Origin of the sequence: Gordonia sp. ABSL11-1, from assembly GCF_030315685.1 — a bacterium.
GTDB lineage: Bacteria > Actinomycetota > Actinomycetes > Mycobacteriales > Mycobacteriaceae > Gordonia.
Genome location: NZ_JASXSI010000017.1, coordinates 55333 through 71590 on the forward strand (window position 1 = coordinate 55333; position 16258 = coordinate 71590).

Below are 16258 nucleotides of genomic sequence, written 5' to 3' on the forward strand. Positions count from 1 at the left end.
CCCGGACGACGGTTGTCCGTGTCATCCGATCGTAGGTGGATCCACCTGTACCCGGATCGGCCCGGTCTCGCGATGCGTCGTGCGACCGATCTGGGCGGCGACCAGTGCCGCGGCCAGCTTCCGGCCGTCGCGGCGGTCGACCCGCAGCAACACGCGTTCGACGTCGTCGCCGAACGCGTCGCCGGAACCGGCAGGCGGACGGACACCGGGCGGCAACGGGACCGGACCCAGCTTCTCCCCGCCGGCGGGCAGCTCGACCGCGTCCACGAAGTGAGTGATCGTGGCGGGCGCCCCGTCGACCGATGCCATCGTGACGGCCGGCGGGAACGCCAGCTGTGCCCGTTCGGCGAGCTCCTGATCGGCGAAAGCCACCGGGTCCCAGCGGATCACCGCCTGCACCGGCAGTAGTCCGGCGTCAGCGACGATGACCAGGGCGCCGCCGTCGGCGTGCGGTCGTACCAGGGATCCGACGGCCATCCATCGTCGGACCGCGTCCTCCCCGGCGCGCAGATCGGCGCGATCGAGCTGGGCCCACGTGTCGAGTACGACGGCCGCACCGTAGCCGCCCGGCGCGAGTGGCTCGGCACCCGGTGTCGCGACGACCACCCGTGCGCCGGGTTCGATCTCGTCGACGATGGTGGAGCCACCCGACGTGGTGATGGGGACCCCGGCGAACGCCCGGCCGAGTTCCTCGGCGGTGCGGCGGGCACCGGTCGTGAGCGCACGGACCTCGGTCCCCCCGCACTCGGCACAGCGAAACGACGTCTCGGGGCGGGCGCACCATCGGCACGACAACGCACCGGCGGAATCGAGCTGCAGCGGACCGTGGCAGGCCCGGCACCGGGCGTGGGCTCGACATCGCGAGCAGGCCACCGACGGGATGTAGCCGCGTCGCGGCACGCTGAACAGCACCGGCGTGTCCGCAGCCACCGCCGACCGCGCGGCCGCGAAGGCGATGCCGGGTATCCGAGCGGATCGGGCCAGCGGGTCCCCGGCCACACGCCGGTCCTCGGCACTGAGCCCGACCACGCGCGCGGTGCGTGCACGCACCGTCGTGCGGGCGGCGACCAGGTCGTGGGCCCACCCGGCGGTGACGAGCGAGTGCGCTTCCGTCGTCCGGGCGAATCCGCCTATCACGAGACCGCTGCGTTGCAGGTGGGAGCGCAGGACCGCGACCTCGCGGGGATGCGGATAGGGCGCCCGCGGTTCGTTCAGGCTGTCGTCACCGTCGTCCCACACCACGATGAGACCGAGGTCGTTGACCGGCGCGAAGACAGCGCTGCGGGTGCCGAGCACGACGTCGGCGGCGCCCCGGCGTGCGGCCAGCCATCGTCGGTAGCGAGCGGTGGGCCCGAGTCCGGCGGCGAGGGTGACGCACCGGTCGCCCAGCAGCGGCGCACAGGCCCGTTCGAGGCGATCGAGATCACGCTGATCCGGGACCACGATGATCGATCCGCGCCCGGCAGCAGCCGTGGTGGCGGCGAGTTCGGCCAGCCGCGCGGGCCAATCCTCCCCCGCCGTCGCCTGCCAGACCGCGCGCGGCTGACCCGTCCGCAGCGACGTCAAGAACGAGTCCGAGGCCGGATACGCCTGCCACGCGGACAGATCCGGCGACGGGGACTCGGTGGTGTCGCGGTCTGGCGGGGGCTCCTTCTCGGTGCGCGCATGCCGGGGCGGTACGGCCAGACGGATGACATCCGACATCGTGCCGGCGTAACGATCGGCGACCGCACGGCAGAGCGCCGCGAGGTCCGGGCCGAGGACGGGTTCCGGTGAGACGACGCGTTCGAGCCAGCCGAGCTTCCCGGCGTGATCACTCTCCTGGACACGGTCGAGCAGGAACCCGTCGACCAGGCGGCCGGAGAACCGCACGCGGACACGGACTCCCGGTACGGCGGCCTCGTCCTGACCGCTGTCGATCAGGTAATCGAAGGGCCGATCGAGATGCGCCAGTCCGAGCATCGGCAGCACCTTGCCGATGGGGAGCTGCGGCGCACGCACACGGGAACCAGCCCCGGGGGACACAGCGGTGGTCGGCTCGGGCAGATCAGAGACCTGCAGCCGCCCGCAGCTTCTCGGCGCGGTCGGTGCGCTCCCATGGGAGATCGACGTCGGTGCGGCCGAAGTGACCGTACGCAGCGGTCGGACCGTAGATCGGCCGCAGGAGGTCGAGGTCGCGGATGATGGCCAGTGGGCGCAGGTCGAACTCCTCCGAGATCACCTTCTCGATGACCGCAGGGTCGACACGCTCGGTTCCGAACGTCTCGACGAACAGACCGACCGGGGCGGCCTTGCCGATCGCGTAGGCGACCTGGACCTCGATCCGGCCGGCCAGTCCCGCGGCCACCGCGTTCTTCGCCACCCAGCGCATCGCGTAGGCCGCGCTGCGGTCGACCTTCGACGGGTCCTTGCCGGAGAACGCGCCACCACCGTGGCGGGCCATGCCGCCGTAGGTGTCGACGATGATCTTGCGGCCGGTCAGACCTGCATCGCCCATCGGGCCGCCGAGGACGAACTTGCCGGTCGGGTTCACGAGCAGGCGCACATCGGACGTGTCCAGGGTGGGCAGCGACAACTCGGCCAGCACCGACTCCAGCACCTTGCTCCGGATGTCGGGGGTGAGCATGTTGTCGAGGTCGATGTCGGCGGCATGCTGGGTGGAGACGACGACGGTGTCGAGCCGGACCGGCTTGTCGCCGTCGTACTCGATGGTGACCTGCGTCTTGCCGTCGGGACGCAGGTACGGCAGGACGCCGGACTTGCGGACCTCGGTGAGGCGGCGAGACAGGCGGTGCGCCAGGGCGATCGGGACCGGCATGAGCTCCGGGGTCTCGTCTGTCGCGTATCCGAACATGAGGCCCTGGTCGCCGGCGCCCTGGCTGTCGATCTCGTCCTCGGAGATGCCGCTGCGGCTCTCGTGGGAGGTGAACACGCCGCCGGCGATGTCGGGCGACTGCGCTCCGATCGCCACGTTGACGCCGCACGATGCGCCGTCGAAGCCCTTGGTCGACGAGTCGTAGCCGATGTCGAGGATCTTGGCGCGGACGATGCCGGGGATGTCGACGTAGGCGGTGGTGGTGACCTCACCGGCGACGTGGACCTGCCCGGTCGTCACGAGGGTCTCCACGGCCACGCGGGCCTTCGGGTCATCGGCGAGCATCGCGTCGAGGATCGAGTCACTGATCGCGTCACAGATCTTGTCGGGGTGTCCCTCGGTGACGGATTCGCTGGTGAACAGGCGTGACGCAGAGGTGGACATCTGATCCTCTCAGGCTCTTTCCGGGCCCGTGCGGGCGGTGGCAGCGTGTGCCGTTGATTGTCTCTGGTGGTGGATTGTCTCGCACCCCGGGATCGCCCCCGGTGAACGCGTTCCAAAGTACACACCGCCCCCGACGATGCGGACGCGGGCCGTTGCGCCGCCGACCCGCGGTGTGTGGTCAGTCGGCGACCCGTTCATCTGGCACCAGCGCGCGGACTTCGTCAAGGATTCTGCTCGACATGAGCGTTTTCGAGCCGAGCGGCAGTGCCGTCTCGGTGCCCGTGGCGGAGAGCAGCCAGCCGGTGTTGTCCTCGGTGCCGAACGCCTTGCCGTCGCCGACGGCGTTCACGACAAGCAGATCGCACCCCTTGCGGCGCAGCTTGGCGCGACCGTGGTCGAGGACGCCGCCGCGCTCGTCCCCGGTCTCCGCGGCGAACCCGACGATGACGGTGTCGCGGGGGATGCGTCCGGCCTCGCGGCTCTCCACGAGACCGCGGAGGATGTCGGGATTGGTGGTGAGTTCGATGGGGGCGGGACCGGCCTCGCCCTTCTTGATCTTCGACTCCGCGACCGAGATGGGTCGGAAGTCGGCGACGGCGGCCGCCATGATGACGACGTCCGCCTCGGCAGCGCGTTTGGTCATCTCGTCGGACAATTCCTGGGCGCTGGCCACGCGGACGATGTCGACGCCGGCCGGATCGCCCGGGTCGGCAGTGGACCCGGCGACGACGGTGACGGTGGCACCGCGCTGAGCCGCCGCGCGGGCGAGCGCGAAGCCCTGTTTGCCGGAACTGTGGTTGCCGAGATAACGGACCGGGTCGAGTGGTTCGCGGGTGCCGCCCGCGCTGACCACGACCCGACGTCCGGACAGGTCATAGGGCAGGGCGTCGGCGCGTTCGAGCAGCAGTTCGCCGATCATGGCGATCTCCTGCGGATCGGGCAGCCGGCCCGGACCGCTGTCTGTGCCGGTCAGCCGACCCGATGCCGGTGTCATCACAGTGGAGCCGTGCTCCCGCAAGGTCGTCACGTTGGCCTGCGTTGCGGGGTGCTCCCACATCTCGGTGTGCATCGCCGGCACGAACAGGACGGGACATCGGACGGTCAGCAGGGACGCGGTCAACAGGTCATCGGCGCGGCCGGACGCAGCACGCGCCATCAGGTCGGCGGTGGCCGGTGCGATGACGACGAGGTCGGCCCCCTGACCGAGACGGACGTGTGCGACCTGGTCGACGTCATCGAAGACCTCGGTACTGACCGGATTGCCCGACAGCGCCTCGAAGGTCGCCGCGCCGATGAACTTCAGGGCCGATCTCGTGGGGACCACCCGGACGTCGTGCCCGGCCTCGGTGAAGTGCCGGATCACGGAGCAGACCTTGTAGGCCGCTATGCCGCCACCGACACCCACGAGGATCCGGCGGCGGTGCGTGCCCGGTGTACTCGTTCCCGCTGTCGCCATGCCCCGCGCCCGCGGTTCTATTCGCCTTCGGTGTGCTCGAGGAGGTCGGAGTGGATCTCGCGCATCGCGATCGACAGCGGCTTCTCCTGCAGCCCCGGCTCGACGAGCGGGCCGACGTACTCGAGGATGCCGTCGCCGAGCTGGTTGTAGTAGTCGTTGATCTGGCGCGCGCGCTTGGCCGCGTAGATGACCAGCGCGTACTTCGACGACGCACGCTCGAGGAGGTCGTCGATCGGCGGATTCGTGATTCCCAGCGGGGTCTCATAGGCCGGTGCGTCGGCGATCTCGGTCACGTCGAAATTGGTCTGGGTGCTCACGCAAACTCCTGCATCGCTGTGCTGCTCTGTGCTGTGCCCTGGTGGCTGTGCTCGGTGACGGCCTGCGAAAGCGCAGGACATCGGTCTTCCCTGACGACAAGGTCTAGACGTCTGAGGTCGACTGTCGGGTGGCCGTCGGCTGCGAGGACGATTCATCGGACCCGACCAGCAAGGATACCAACTCGGAGGCCACCTGGTCGACTTCGTGGTTGACCAGCACGTGGTCGAACTCGTGTTGGGCGGCCATCTCGGTCCGCGCGGTGTCGAGTCGTCGGGCCACCGCATCGGCGGTCTCGGTGCCACGACCGGTCAGCCGGGCGACCAGTTCGTCCCAGCTCGGTGGCGCCAGGAACACGCTGATCGCCTCCGGCAGACGTCGCACGACGTTGCGGGCACCGACCAGGTCCACCTCGACGAGAACGGGCCTGCCCTGCTCGAGGGCCTCGACGACGGGTGCGAGCGGGGTGCCCGAGCGCTGTAGCCCCCCGTGGATCTCGGCCCACTCGAGGAGCTGGTCGTCGGCGATCATCTGGTCGAACTCGTCGGGGCTCACGAAGTGATAGTCGCGGCCGTCGATCTCACCCGGCCGCGGTGATCGTGTCGTCGCCGACACGCTGAAGTGCATCTGCGGGACGAGTTCCCGCACCTTGGCGACCACAGTGGATTTCCCCACGGCCGAGGGGCCGACCAGAACGATCAGTCGGCCCCTCGTGCGTGTGGATCGCGGCTGCTGCGGCGGCGTTGTCACCGCCGAACCTGTGCCGTTGTCACGCTGGTGTCCTGCTCGATCAGGAGCTGAACTTCTCGAGCAGAGCCTTGCGCTGACGGTCGCCGAGACCGCGCAGACGGCGGGTCGGGGCGATCTCCAGCTCGGTCATGATCTCCTGCGCCTTGACCTTGCCGACCTTGGGCAGGGCCTCGAGCAGTGCGGAGACCTTCATCTTGCCCAGGATCTCGTCGTTCTCGGCATCCTTGAGGACCTGCTTGAGGTCGGTGCCGCCGCGCTTCAGGCGCTCCTTGAGCTCGGCGCGGGCCCGCCGAGCGGCAGCTGCCTTCTCCAACGCGGCAGCGCGCTGCTCGTCTGTCAACTGGGGAAGGGCCACGGGGTTCCTCCGTCTTTCGTGTCTTCGGTTGGACTGTCACCAGTCGCCTGACGGCGTCTGGTGGCGGTTGGTCGCCGGCGCGACCGCGGCGATCGCGATGAGCGATCATGCCTCCGCCGCGCAATGTGCGGCGAAAGCGACCGTACCCACGTGAGCAGGCATTTGCGAGTGCCACCCCCGGAAAACCCGGGTGGATCCGGTGCTGTAGCGTCCGGCGTCCCTGAACCGTAGACCATCGACCCGACATCGGGCATCGCGACGCCCTGACGACGGCGTTCGGCGGAAAACCGCAGGTCATCGATGACGCTACCCAGCACGGTCAGCCGCACGCCGGATACCGGCGGCAAATCGCCCCCTGCCTGCACTGATACGCGTGTGACAGGAGTGGTGACCAGGAATTTCCCTGCGATCGGATGCTGTGTCGCGCGTGTCGCGGACCCCGAGGTCGACACACGTCTGACGCGCGTCGCCGGCGGAGGCGTGACCGCAGATGACGTCGAACGTACGGGCCAGCGTGACGCTCCACGTCATCTGTCCCGCAGTGGCGCTGTCGCCGCGCGCACACGGCCACGAGGCCCCGTGCGGAGCACCGGGCCGCCGGGCGCCGAGCTCAGCCCAGCGCCGACTCGACCTCGTCGCGCGTGCGTTCGCAGGCAGCGCGGAGGTCGCCGATCGCCGGTCCGCTCCGCAACACCCCCCGACTGCTCGCGGGCAGCAACCACGTGGCATCGGCACCGGCGAACACCTCGGCGAGATCGGCCGGGGTGGCCCCTTGCGCGCCCAGGCCGGGCGCCAGGATCGGCCCCCGCAGGCCGGCGAGGTCGAGACCGTGGGCCCGCGTGGCGCCGACGACAAGTCCGACAGTCGACGAGCCGTCGGCGTTCTCCTCGGCCGCGGCGTCGACGACGGTCTGCCCGACCGGTCGGCCGTCAGCGTCGGCGAGTTGTATCCGCACGCCCTCGGGGTTCGAGGTGCGGGCGAGCACGAAGACCCCCCGCTCGGTCGCACGGGCCGCCTCGACGGCGGGCGCGAGCGACCCGAACCCGAGGTAGGGCGAGAGGGTGACCGCGTCCGAGCACAGCGGTGAGGCGTCGCCGAGCCAGGCGGTCGCGTAGGCCTGCATCGTCGAACCGATGTCTCCGCGCTTGGCGTCGGCGAGCACGAGCGCTCCCGCGGCCTGGCAACCGCGGATCACCTTCTCGAGAACGGCGAATCCGCCCGAGCCGAACACCTCGAAGAAGGCGACCTGCGGCTTGATCACCGCCGCCGTGGGGCCCAGCGCCTCGACGCAGATGTCGGCGAACCTCGACAACCCGTCTACGGAGACCGGTAAGCCCCACTCCTCCAGCAGTGCTGCGTGCGGGTCGATGCCGGCGCACAGACGTCCCCGCTCTGCGATGACCTCTCGGTAGCGCGGCGCGAACCCGGACGACGGCGGCGCGGTCATCGGCGGTTCACCAGCACCGCGTGACGCCGTTGTAGCGACTGGACCTCCATCTGACCGTTCATCGCGGCCTCGATGCCCTGCACGGCGGCGCTGGCCCCCTGCACGGTGGTGATGCATGGGATGTTCACCGACACGGCGGCACTACGGATCTCGTAGCCGTCCACGCGCGGTCCCGAGTTGCCGTACGGCGTGTTGATCACCATGGCGACCTCTCCGGCCCGAATGATGTCGACGATCGTCGGCTCACCGTCGGCTGCCTCGAAGTGCTTGCGCACGGTCCGACACTCGATACCGTTGCGGCGCAACACGTCCGCTGTACCGACAGTGGCCAGGATCTCGAATCCTAGGTCCGCTAGGTGTTTGACCGGGAACAGCAGGGCGCGCTTGTCCTTGTTCGCGACGGACACGAAGATCGCCCCCGACGTCGGCAGCGATCCGTAGGCAGCCGTCTGCGACTTGGCGAAGGCACGGCCGAAGTCGGCGTCGATGCCCATCACCTCGCCGGTGGACTTCATCTCCGGACTGAGCAGCGAGTCGACACCCATTCCGTCATGACGACGGAACCGGTTGAACGGCAGCACCGCCTCCTTGACCGAGATCGGAGCGTGCGCCGGGGACTCACCGCCGTCGCCCTCGGCCTCCAGCAGGCCCTGGCGGCGCAGCTCGGCGATCGACTCGCCCAGCATCACCCGGGCGCAGGCCTTGGCGAGCGACACGGCGGTCGCCTTGGAGACGAACGGCACCGTGCGACTGGCCCGCGGGTTGGCCTCCAGGACGTAGAGGACGTCGTCCTTGAGTGCGTACTGCACGTTGAGCAGCCCGCGGACGCCGATCCCCTTGGCCAGTGCCTCGGTGGACGCGCGGACCATCTCCAGATCCGAACGCCCCAGGGTCACCGGGGGCAGCGCGCACGCCGAGTCACCGGAGTGGATACCGGCCTCCTCGATGTGCTCCATGACCCCGCCGATGTAGACCTCGTCGCCGTCGCAGAGGGCATCGACGTCGATCTCCACCGCGTCCTCGAGGAATCGGTCGACGAGCACCGGATGGTCTTCGGTCAGCTCCGTGGCGCGGGAGATGTAATCCTCCAGCGACGTCTCGTCGTAGACGATCTCCATGCCGCGCCCGCCCAGCACGTAAGACGGTCGGACGAGGACCGGATAGCCGATACGGGCAGCGGTGTCGCGTGCCTCGGCGAAGCTCGTCGCGGTGCCGAATGCGGGCGCGGGCAGCCCGGCCGCGGTGAGCACCTTGCCGAACTCGCCACGGTCCTCGGCCAGGTCGATGGCCGCCGGGCTGGTCCCGACGATCGGCACACCCGCCGACTCGAGACGATCGGCCAGTCCCAGCGGCGTCTGACCACCGAGCTGGACGATGACACCGGCCACCGTGCCGGACTCGGACTCGGCACGGTAGACCTCGAGGACGTCCTCGAAGGTGAGTGGCTCGAAGTAGAGACGGTCGGCGGTGTCGTAGTCGGTGGAGACCGTCTCCGGGTTGCAATTGACCATCACGGTCTCGTAGCCGGCCTCCGACAACGTCAGTGCCGCATGCACACACGAGTAGTCGAACTCGATGCCCTGCCCGATCCGGTTCGGGCCCGATCCGAGGATCAGCACCTTCGGCCGATCGGGCTGCGGTGCCACCTCACTCGTCGCGCCGGGGTCGAGCTCGTAACTGGAGTAGTGATACGGGGTCTTGGCCTCGAACTCCGCCGCACACGTGTCGACCGTCTTGTAGACCGGATGCACGCCGAGCCCGACGCGGAACGCACGGACCGCGGCCTCATCGGCGAAATCGGCTCGCAGCGCGGCGATCTGGCGGTCGGAGAACCCCGTCGACTTCGCCTCGCGCAGCAACGCCTCATCGAGCGTGTCCGCATCGCGGATGTCGGCGCCGAGTGCGGCGATGCCGCCGATCTCGGCGAGGAACCACGGGTCGATGGCGGTCGCCTCATAGAGCTGCTCGACACTGGCACCCGCCTCGAACGCCAGCATCAGTCCGTACAACCGGCCGTCCTTCGGCGTGCGCAGCGACTCGAGCAGCGCATCGAGGTCGAGTGAGGCCGGATCGGGCCGGTTCGGCTCGGTCCAGAATCCGGCCGCCTTCGTCTCCAGCGAACGCATCACCTTGCCCAGGGCCTCGGCGAAACTGCGTCCCAGCGACATCGCCTCGCCCACCGACTTCATCGTGGTGGTGAGCGTGTCGTCGGCGCCGGGGAACTTCTCGAACGCGAAACGCGGAGCCTTCACGACGACGTAGTCGAGTGTCGGCTCGAAGCAGGCCGGCGTCTCCTTGGTGATGTCGTTGACGATCTCGTCGAGGCTGTAGCCGATGGCGAGTTTCGCGGCGATCTTCGCGATCGGGAAGCCGGTGGCCTTCGACGCCAGCGCCGACGACCGCGACACACGTGGGTTCATCTCGATGACGACGAGGCGACCGTCGGCCGGGTCCTGGGCGAACTGGATGTTGCAGCCACCCGTGTCGACGCCGACCTCGCGCAGGATCGCGATCGAGAGATCGCGCATGATCTGGTATTCGCGGTCCGTCAAGGTCATCGCGGGCGCCACCGTGACCGAGTCGCCGGTGTGCACGCCGACCGGATCGAGGTTCTCGATGGAGCAGACGACCACGACGTTGTCGCGGTTGTCGCGCATCAGCTCGAGCTCGTACTCCTTCCAGCCCAGGATCGACTCCTCGATCAGCACATTGGCGGTCGGCGACGCGGCCAGTCCCCCGCCGGCAATGCGTTCGAGGTCGTTCTCGTCGTAGGCCATGCCGGAGCCGAGTCCGCCCATCGTGAACGAGGGTCGCACGACCACCGGGTATCCGAGTTCGGCGACGGTGTCGCGGACCTCGTCCATCGTGTGGCAGACCCGGGACCGGGCACTCTCACCGCCGACGTCGGCGACGATGTCCTTGAACTTCTGCCGGTCCTCGCCGCGCTGGATGGCGTCGAAGTCGGCACCGATGAGTTCGATGCCGTACTTCTCGAGTGAACCTCGATCATGCAGCGCGACAGCAGTGTTCAGCGCCGTCTGACCACCGAGGGTGGCCAGTACCGCGTCGATCGGGTGCCCTGCGTCACGCTCGGCCTCGATCACCTTCTCGACGTACTCGGCCGTGATCGGCTCGATGTAGGTGGCGTCGGCGAACTCCGGGTCGGTCATGATGGTTGCCGGGTTGGAGTTCACCAGGCTCACCCGCAGGCCCTCGGCCTTCAGGACGCGACACGCCTGGGTGCCCGAGTAGTCGAACTCACATGCCTGGCCGATCACGATCGGACCGGAGCCGATCACCAGGACGTGGGAGATGTCTGTACGGCGCGGCATCAGGCCCTCGTTCCTTGCGCACGGTCACCCTCGAGCAGGGTGACGAACTTGTCGAACAGGGAAGCGGCGTCGTGCGGACCGGCCGCCGCCTCCGGGTGGTACTGGACGGAGAACGCCTGTCCGGACAGCAGTTCGACACCTTCGACGGTGCCGTCGTTCGCGCACACGTGGCTGACCCGTGCGCGACCGAAATCGGTGTCGAACTCCTCGCCGGCCTCCCCCTCGAGGGCGAAGCCGTGGTTCTGCGCGGTGATCGACACCGTGCCGGTGACGTGGTCGATGACCGGGATGTTGATGCCGCGGTGCCCGAACTTCATCTTGTAGGTGGCACGACCCAGGGCGCGGCCCAGGATCTGATTGCCGAAGCAGATGCCGAACAGCGGTAGCCCGGTGTCGAGCACCCCCCGGGTCAGCTCGACGACGGCGTCGGCGGTCGCCGGGTCACCGGGACCGTTCGACAGGAAGACCCCGTCCGGCGCCATATCGGTGACGGCGTCGAGCCCGGCGGTCGACGGCAGGACGTGCACCCGCACACCGCGCTGGGCGAACATTCGCGGGGTGTTGGTCTTGATACCGAGGTCGAGCGCGGCGACGGTGAAGCGGACGTCGCCGTCGGGCTCGACCGTGTACGTGCCGTCGGTGGTGACCTCGCCGGCGAGGTCCGCGCCCGTCATCTCCGGCTGGTTGCGCACGCGGGCGATCAGCTCGTCGTCGGAGGCGGCGGCCGCGCCGCTGAAGATCCCCGCCCGCATCGACCCGTGATCACGCAGGACGTGTACGACGGCCCGCGTGTCGATCCCGGCGATGCCGACGACGCCCTGACGCCGCAGTTCGTCCTCGAGTGAGGTGGTGGCCCGCCAATTCGACACGCGCCGAGTGGGATTGCGGATCGCGTAACCGGCTACCCAGATCTTGCCCGAGTCACCGGTCGACGAGTCGCTGCCGGCACTCCCGGTACTCTCGCCGTCCTCGTCGTTCCAGCCGGTGTTACCGATCTGCGGTGCCGTCGCGACGACGATCTGTCGGTGATAGCTGGGGTCGGTCAGTGTCTCCTGGTAGCCGGTCATGGCGGTGCAGAACACCGCCTCACCGAGCGTCTCCCCGACCGCGCCGTAGGCACTCCCCCGGAAGACCTGGCCGTTCTCCAGCACCAGAACTGCTGTGCTCATTGCTCTTTCCCCTGTTCGGATTGCTCGGGTCCCGGCCCGTTCACGTCGATGCCGGTGCCGGTTCCGGGACCGATCTCCTCGGTCACCCAGCCCGGGTAGATGCCCTTGTCGTCGGCGCGCAGACCGGAGTCGATCTCCGTGCCACTCGGCAGCACCCAGCGGATCACCAGGACGCCGTCGGCGGTCATCACCTTGCCGGCGAGTCCACGCTCGGTGCGCACGGCGGTGATCGACGACCGTGGGATCCATATTCGCGACGCACCCTGCCGTTCGATGAGGATCCCGTCCGGATAGGACGAGATCGCCGCGGCCGCACGATCTCCCAGGTCGCCGACGGCCACCCGGTTCTGCCAGCTCGGTGCGATCGTGCTGCCGACGTAGAGCCCGGTGTCGGGGCCGCGCGTCGGTGCCGGCAGATCGGCGGGTACCGCGGGTGGAGTGCCGATGATGTCCGCCTGCCGACGCCCCCGATTGCGCCAGCCACGCAGCGCCAGCGCGACGAGGCCCAGCCATACCAGGATCACGACAACCACGATGACGATGTCGAACCCGCTCATCGGAGGACCTCGCCTGCGCGCGCGGTCACGACACCGCGCAGCACGGTGGCGGTGACGGTCGCCGGCATCGTCATGGACTCGTACGGCGTGTTCCGCGACAGGCTTGCCAAGCCGTCGGCGTGGACCACCCACGAGGTGTCCGGATCGACGAGGGTCAGGTTCCCCGGCTCCCCCACCTCGATCGGACGACCCTGATCGGTGAGACCGACGATCTGTGCGGGACGTTCGCTCATGACCCGCGCCACGCCCCGCCAGTCGAGCAGCCCCGGTGTCACCATCGTCTCGATGACGATCGGCAGCGCGGTCTGCAGGCCGAGCATGCCGGGGCGCGCCTGCGCGAACTCGCAGGCCTTCTCCTGGGCCGCATGCGGGGCGTGATCAGTTGCCACGCAATCGATCACACCGTCGGACAGGGCCTGTCGAAGCGCTTCGGTGTCAGGCGTCTCGCGCAGCGGAGGGTTCACCTTGTTGACCGGGTCGTAGGTCTCGAGCCGTGAGTCGTCGAGCAGCAGATGGTGAGGGGTGACCTCTGCGCTGATGGATATCCCCTGCTGTCGCGCCCACCGCAGCAGCTCCACCGTGCCCTCGGTCGACGCGTGGCAGATGTGCACACGGGTACCCGCGTCGCGTGCCAGCAGGGCGTCGCGGATGACGATCGACTCCTCGGCGGCACGCGGCCAGCCGGTCAATCCGAGTCGAGCGGCGGTGGGGCCCTCGTGCGCTATCGCGCCGACGGTCAGCCGCGGCTCCTCGGCATGCTGGGCGATCAGCACGTCGAGGCTCTTCGCGTACTCGAGTGCGCGCCGCATCAGCAACGGGTCGTCGACGCACTTCCCGTCGTCGCTGAACATCCGCACCCCGGCCACACCCGCGGCCATCATGCCCATCTCGGCGAGCTGCTTCCCCGCGAGCCCGACGGTGACCGCACCCACGGGATGGACGTCGACCAGCCCGATGTCCCGGCCGGTGCGCCAGACGTTGTCGGTGATCGTCGAGTTGTCGGCGACCGGATCGGTGTTGGCCATGGCGAACACCGCGGTGTAACCGCCGAGCGCGGCGGCCGCCGATCCGGTCCGGATGGTCTCGGTGTCCTCCCGTCCCGGCTCCCGCAGATGGGTGTGCAGATCGACGAAACCGGGCAGCAGAATCGCGCCGCGACCCTCGATGTGCTCTGCGTCGTCCGGGGCCGCGACCGACGACCCGATCTCCGCGATGTGACCGTCGACGACGAGGACGTCCACCGGCTCGCCCTCACCGTAGGGACGGACGTCGGTGATCAGGACCGATCCGGTTGTCGGAGCACTCACTTCGGCATCTCCACTCGCTGGGCTCCTGGGTTGTTCGCTGGGACTTCTCTCATCGGGACGGGCGTCATGGCAGCGCGGCACTGTCGGTGCCGACGAGCAGGCGGAACAGGACCGCCATGCGGACGTGGACACCGTTGCGAACCTGTTCGAGGACGGTGGCGCGGGGCGAATCGGCCACCGAGTAGCCGATCTCCATGCCGCGCAACATCGGACCCGGATGCAGCACCACCGCGTGGTCGTCGAGCAAGGCCATACGGCGATCGTTCAGACCGAACCGCACCGAGTACTCGCGGGCACTCGGGAAGAACCCGCCGTTCATCCGCTCGGCCTGGACGCGCAGCATCATCACGGCATCGGCGGCCGGCAACTCGGCGTCGAGGTCGTTCGACGTGGCGACCGGCCACTCGTCGACACCGACCGGCAGCAACGTCTCGGGGGCGACGAGGACCACCTCGGCGCCCAGCGTCGAGAGCAGCTGCGCGTTCGAGCGGGCAACGCGCGAATGCAGGACGTCCCCGACGATCGCGATACGCCGGCCGGCGAGATCGCCGAGGCGCTGACGCAGCGTCAGCGCGTCGAGCAGAGCCTGGGTCGGATGCTCGTGCGTGCCGTCGCCGGCATTGATGACCGACGGTCCGTGCCCGTCCGCGTCAGAGGTCCAGCCGGCGATCTGATGGGCCGCACCGGACGCCGGGTGACGCACGATGAGGGCATCGGCACCCGCCGCATGCAGGGTCTTCGCCGTGTCACGCAGGGACTCGCCCTTGCCCGCCGAACTGCTGGACGCGCTGACGTTGATGACGTCGGCGCTCATCCACTTGCCGGCGACCTCGAACGACACGCGGGTGCGGGTGGAGTTCTCGTAGAAGACGGTCATCACCGTGCGGCCACGCAGCGTGGGCAGCTTGCGGACCTCGCGGCCCGTCAGCGCCTGCTCGAATCGTTCGGCCTCGTCGAGCAGTTCGGTCGCCTCGTCGGCGGACAGGTCGGCGGTCGACAGCAGGTGGTGCATCACGCCTCCGCCGGACCGGTCGAGGCACGCGGCGGGGCCGGACTCAGCACGACCTCGTCCACACCGTCTTGTTCGACGAGGTGTACCGAGACGTTCTCGTCGCGGGACGTCGGGATGTTCTTGCCGACATAGTCGGCGCGCAACGGCAGCTCACGGTGACCACGGTCGACCAGCACCGCGAGTTGGACCGCCGACGGCCGGCCGAGATCGCGCAGCGCGTCGAGCGCGGCACGGACGGTCCGCCCGGAGAAGAGGACATCGTCGACGAGGACCACGACCGCGTTGTCGACGCCACCGGCCGGCACCACCGTGCGTTCGAGCGGCCGATGCGGCTTGGCGCGCAGATCGTCGCGGTACAGGGTGATGTCGAGGTAACCGACCGGCACGCCGACATCCGTGAACTCGTCGATCTTCTCGGCCAGCCGCGTCGCGAGATACGTACCGCGAGTGGGGATTCCGATGATGACCACGCGAGGGGCGCCGGGAGAGCCGAGAGCCGTCTTCTCGATCACCTCATGGGCGACGCGGGCGATGGTGCGTGCGACGTCCGACGCGTCGAGCAACACCCGACCCGCGGGTGCCGGGGCTGCCGGAGAAGCAGCGGAGCCATCGGTAGGCGGGGCACCGTCGGTTGGCATGGCCGAGCCGACCTCCTTCTCCGCCTCTCTGGACGGATCGTTAAAGGATGTCTGTCGCGGAGAACTCTACACGCCGGGCCACCCGGAAACCGAGCCGACGAGGTGTGCGCTTGGTCAACCCGCCGGTGGGGCGTACTCCATGAGACGAGGGTCAGGCCCCGTCGTCGTCGGCGTCGCTCCCGGCGGCCGCAACATCGGCCCCGCTCGCTCCGCTCCCGGCGGCCGCCGCAGCGCGGACCTGCGGCGCCAACTCCGCGATCTGCGCGAGGACACCGTTGACGAACGCCGGTGAGTCGTCGGTCGACAGTTCCTTGGCCAGTTCGACCGCCTCGTCCACGATGACGATGGGGTCGACATCGACGGCATGGAACAGCTCCCAGGTGGCCAGCCGCAGGATCGCACGGTCCACCGCCGGGAGCCGCTCGAGCGTCCATCCCCGCAGGTGCGAGGACACCACGGCGTCGACCTGGTCGAGATCCGAGCCGAGACCGTCGATGACGGTCGCGGTGTAGTCGTGGATGGTGCCGACGCTCTCGTCGTCGCGGACGTACTCACGTCGTTCGGCGACCAGCTGCGTCGGGCTGACCCGCTTCGCCTCCGCCTCGAAGAGGAGATCGACGGCGCGACGACGGGCCTTGTGCCGGGTACCGGGCTGTTTCAC

At 69.1% G+C, this 16258-nt stretch carries 14 protein-coding genes; all 14 read right to left on the minus strand.

The genetic code is table 11. The annotated features are described in order from the left end of the window. Positions 1-21: 21 nt before the first annotated feature. The 14 genes from QSJ19_RS18335 to nusB all read right to left on the minus strand — a co-directional run bounded on the left by QSJ19_RS18335 (position 22) and on the right by nusB (position 16258). Positions 22-1962, minus strand: coding sequence for a primosomal protein N' (locus QSJ19_RS18335; protein WP_286322481.1), 1941 nt, complete (start codon positions 1960-1962; stop codon positions 22-24). Between the two features lie 85 nt (positions 1963-2047). Beyond that, the gene (gene metK / locus QSJ19_RS18340; protein ID WP_286322405.1) at positions 2048-3259 is read right to left on the minus strand and encodes a methionine adenosyltransferase; all 1212 of its coding nucleotides are present in this window, start codon (positions 3257-3259) and stop codon (positions 2048-2050) included. 178 nt (positions 3260-3437) lie between these two features. Further along, a complete protein-coding gene (gene coaBC, locus QSJ19_RS18345; RefSeq protein WP_286322406.1) occupies positions 3438-4715 on the minus strand; it encodes a bifunctional phosphopantothenoylcysteine decarboxylase/phosphopantothenate--cysteine ligase CoaBC in 1278 nt (425 codons plus the stop codon). Between the two features lie 17 nt (positions 4716-4732). Beyond that, positions 4733-5032, minus strand: a complete 300-nt coding sequence (rpoZ, locus tag QSJ19_RS18350) for a DNA-directed RNA polymerase subunit omega (protein WP_187582302.1) — start codon at positions 5030-5032, stop codon at positions 4733-4735. A 103-nt stretch (positions 5033-5135) separates the two neighbouring features. Continuing rightward, positions 5136-5780, minus strand: coding sequence for a guanylate kinase (gene gmk, locus QSJ19_RS18355; RefSeq protein WP_286322407.1), 645 nt, complete (start codon positions 5778-5780; stop codon positions 5136-5138). A gap of 40 nt (positions 5781-5820) precedes the next feature. Continuing rightward, the gene (gene mihF, locus QSJ19_RS18360; protein ID WP_012834141.1) at positions 5821-6135 is read right to left on the minus strand and encodes an integration host factor, actinobacterial type; all 315 of its coding nucleotides are present in this window, start codon (positions 6133-6135) and stop codon (positions 5821-5823) included. Positions 6136-6745: 610 nt separating this feature from the next. Next, positions 6746-7582: an orotidine-5'-phosphate decarboxylase gene (gene pyrF / locus QSJ19_RS18365; RefSeq protein ID WP_286322408.1), complete on the minus strand. Its 837-nt coding sequence runs from the start codon at positions 7580-7582 to the stop codon at positions 6746-6748. Then, positions 7579-10914, minus strand: a complete 3336-nt coding sequence (gene carB, locus QSJ19_RS18370; protein WP_286322409.1) for a carbamoyl-phosphate synthase large subunit — start codon at positions 10912-10914, stop codon at positions 7579-7581. Before carB ends, pyrF begins: the two co-directional genes overlap by 4 nt. Next, complete coding sequence (carA, locus tag QSJ19_RS18375) at positions 10914-12083, minus strand: glutamine-hydrolyzing carbamoyl-phosphate synthase small subunit (RefSeq protein WP_286322410.1); 1170 nt, start codon at positions 12081-12083, stop codon at positions 10914-10916. The genes carB and carA overlap by 1 nt, the downstream gene beginning before the upstream one ends. Further along, complete coding sequence (locus QSJ19_RS18380; RefSeq protein ID WP_286322411.1) at positions 12080-12640, minus strand: PH-like domain-containing protein; 561 nt, start codon at positions 12638-12640, stop codon at positions 12080-12082. Before QSJ19_RS18380 ends, carA begins: the two co-directional genes overlap by 4 nt. Then, positions 12637-13947, minus strand: coding sequence for a dihydroorotase (locus QSJ19_RS18385; protein WP_286322412.1), 1311 nt, complete (start codon positions 13945-13947; stop codon positions 12637-12639). The genes QSJ19_RS18380 and QSJ19_RS18385 overlap by 4 nt, the downstream gene beginning before the upstream one ends. A 64-nt stretch (positions 13948-14011) precedes the next feature. Further along, the gene (locus QSJ19_RS18390; protein WP_286322413.1) at positions 14012-14959 is read right to left on the minus strand and encodes an aspartate carbamoyltransferase catalytic subunit; all 948 of its coding nucleotides are present in this window, start codon (positions 14957-14959) and stop codon (positions 14012-14014) included. After that, entirely contained in the window at positions 14959-15597 is a 639-nt protein-coding gene (pyrR, locus tag QSJ19_RS18395) for a bifunctional pyr operon transcriptional regulator/uracil phosphoribosyltransferase PyrR (RefSeq protein WP_286322414.1), read from the minus strand. The genes QSJ19_RS18390 and pyrR overlap by 1 nt, the downstream gene beginning before the upstream one ends. Before the next feature lie 151 nt (positions 15598-15748). Further along, positions 15749-16258, minus strand: a complete 510-nt coding sequence (gene nusB, locus QSJ19_RS18400; protein WP_286322415.1) for a transcription antitermination factor NusB — start codon at positions 16256-16258, stop codon at positions 15749-15751.

Bases quoted from the DNA above. Each gene is read 5' to 3' on its own strand.
- QSJ19_RS18335 (WP_286322481.1), bottom strand. From the start codon at position 1,962: ATGCTCGGACTGGCGCATCTCGATCGGCCCTTCGATTACCTGATCGAC.
- metK (WP_286322405.1), bottom strand. From the start codon at position 3,259: ATGTCCACCTCTGCGTCACGCCTGTTCACCAGCGAATCCGTCACCGAG.
- coaBC (WP_286322406.1), bottom strand. From the start codon at position 4,715: ATGGCGACAGCGGGAACGAGTACACCGGGCACGCACCGCCGCCGGATC.
- pyrF (WP_286322408.1), bottom strand. From the start codon at position 7,582: ATGACCGCGCCGCCGTCGTCCGGGTTCGCGCCGCGCTACCGAGAGGTC.
- carB (WP_286322409.1), bottom strand. From the start codon at position 10,914: ATGCCGCGCCGTACAGACATCTCCCACGTCCTGGTGATCGGCTCCGGT.
- carA (WP_286322410.1), bottom strand. From the start codon at position 12,083: ATGAGCACAGCAGTTCTGGTGCTGGAGAACGGCCAGGTCTTCCGGGGG.
- QSJ19_RS18380 (WP_286322411.1), bottom strand. From the start codon at position 12,640: ATGAGCGGGTTCGACATCGTCATCGTGGTTGTCGTGATCCTGGTATGG.
- QSJ19_RS18390 (WP_286322413.1), bottom strand. From the start codon at position 14,959: ATGCACCACCTGCTGTCGACCGCCGACCTGTCCGCCGACGAGGCGACC.
- pyrR (WP_286322414.1), bottom strand. From the start codon at position 15,597: ATGCCAACCGACGGTGCCCCGCCTACCGATGGCTCCGCTGCTTCTCCG.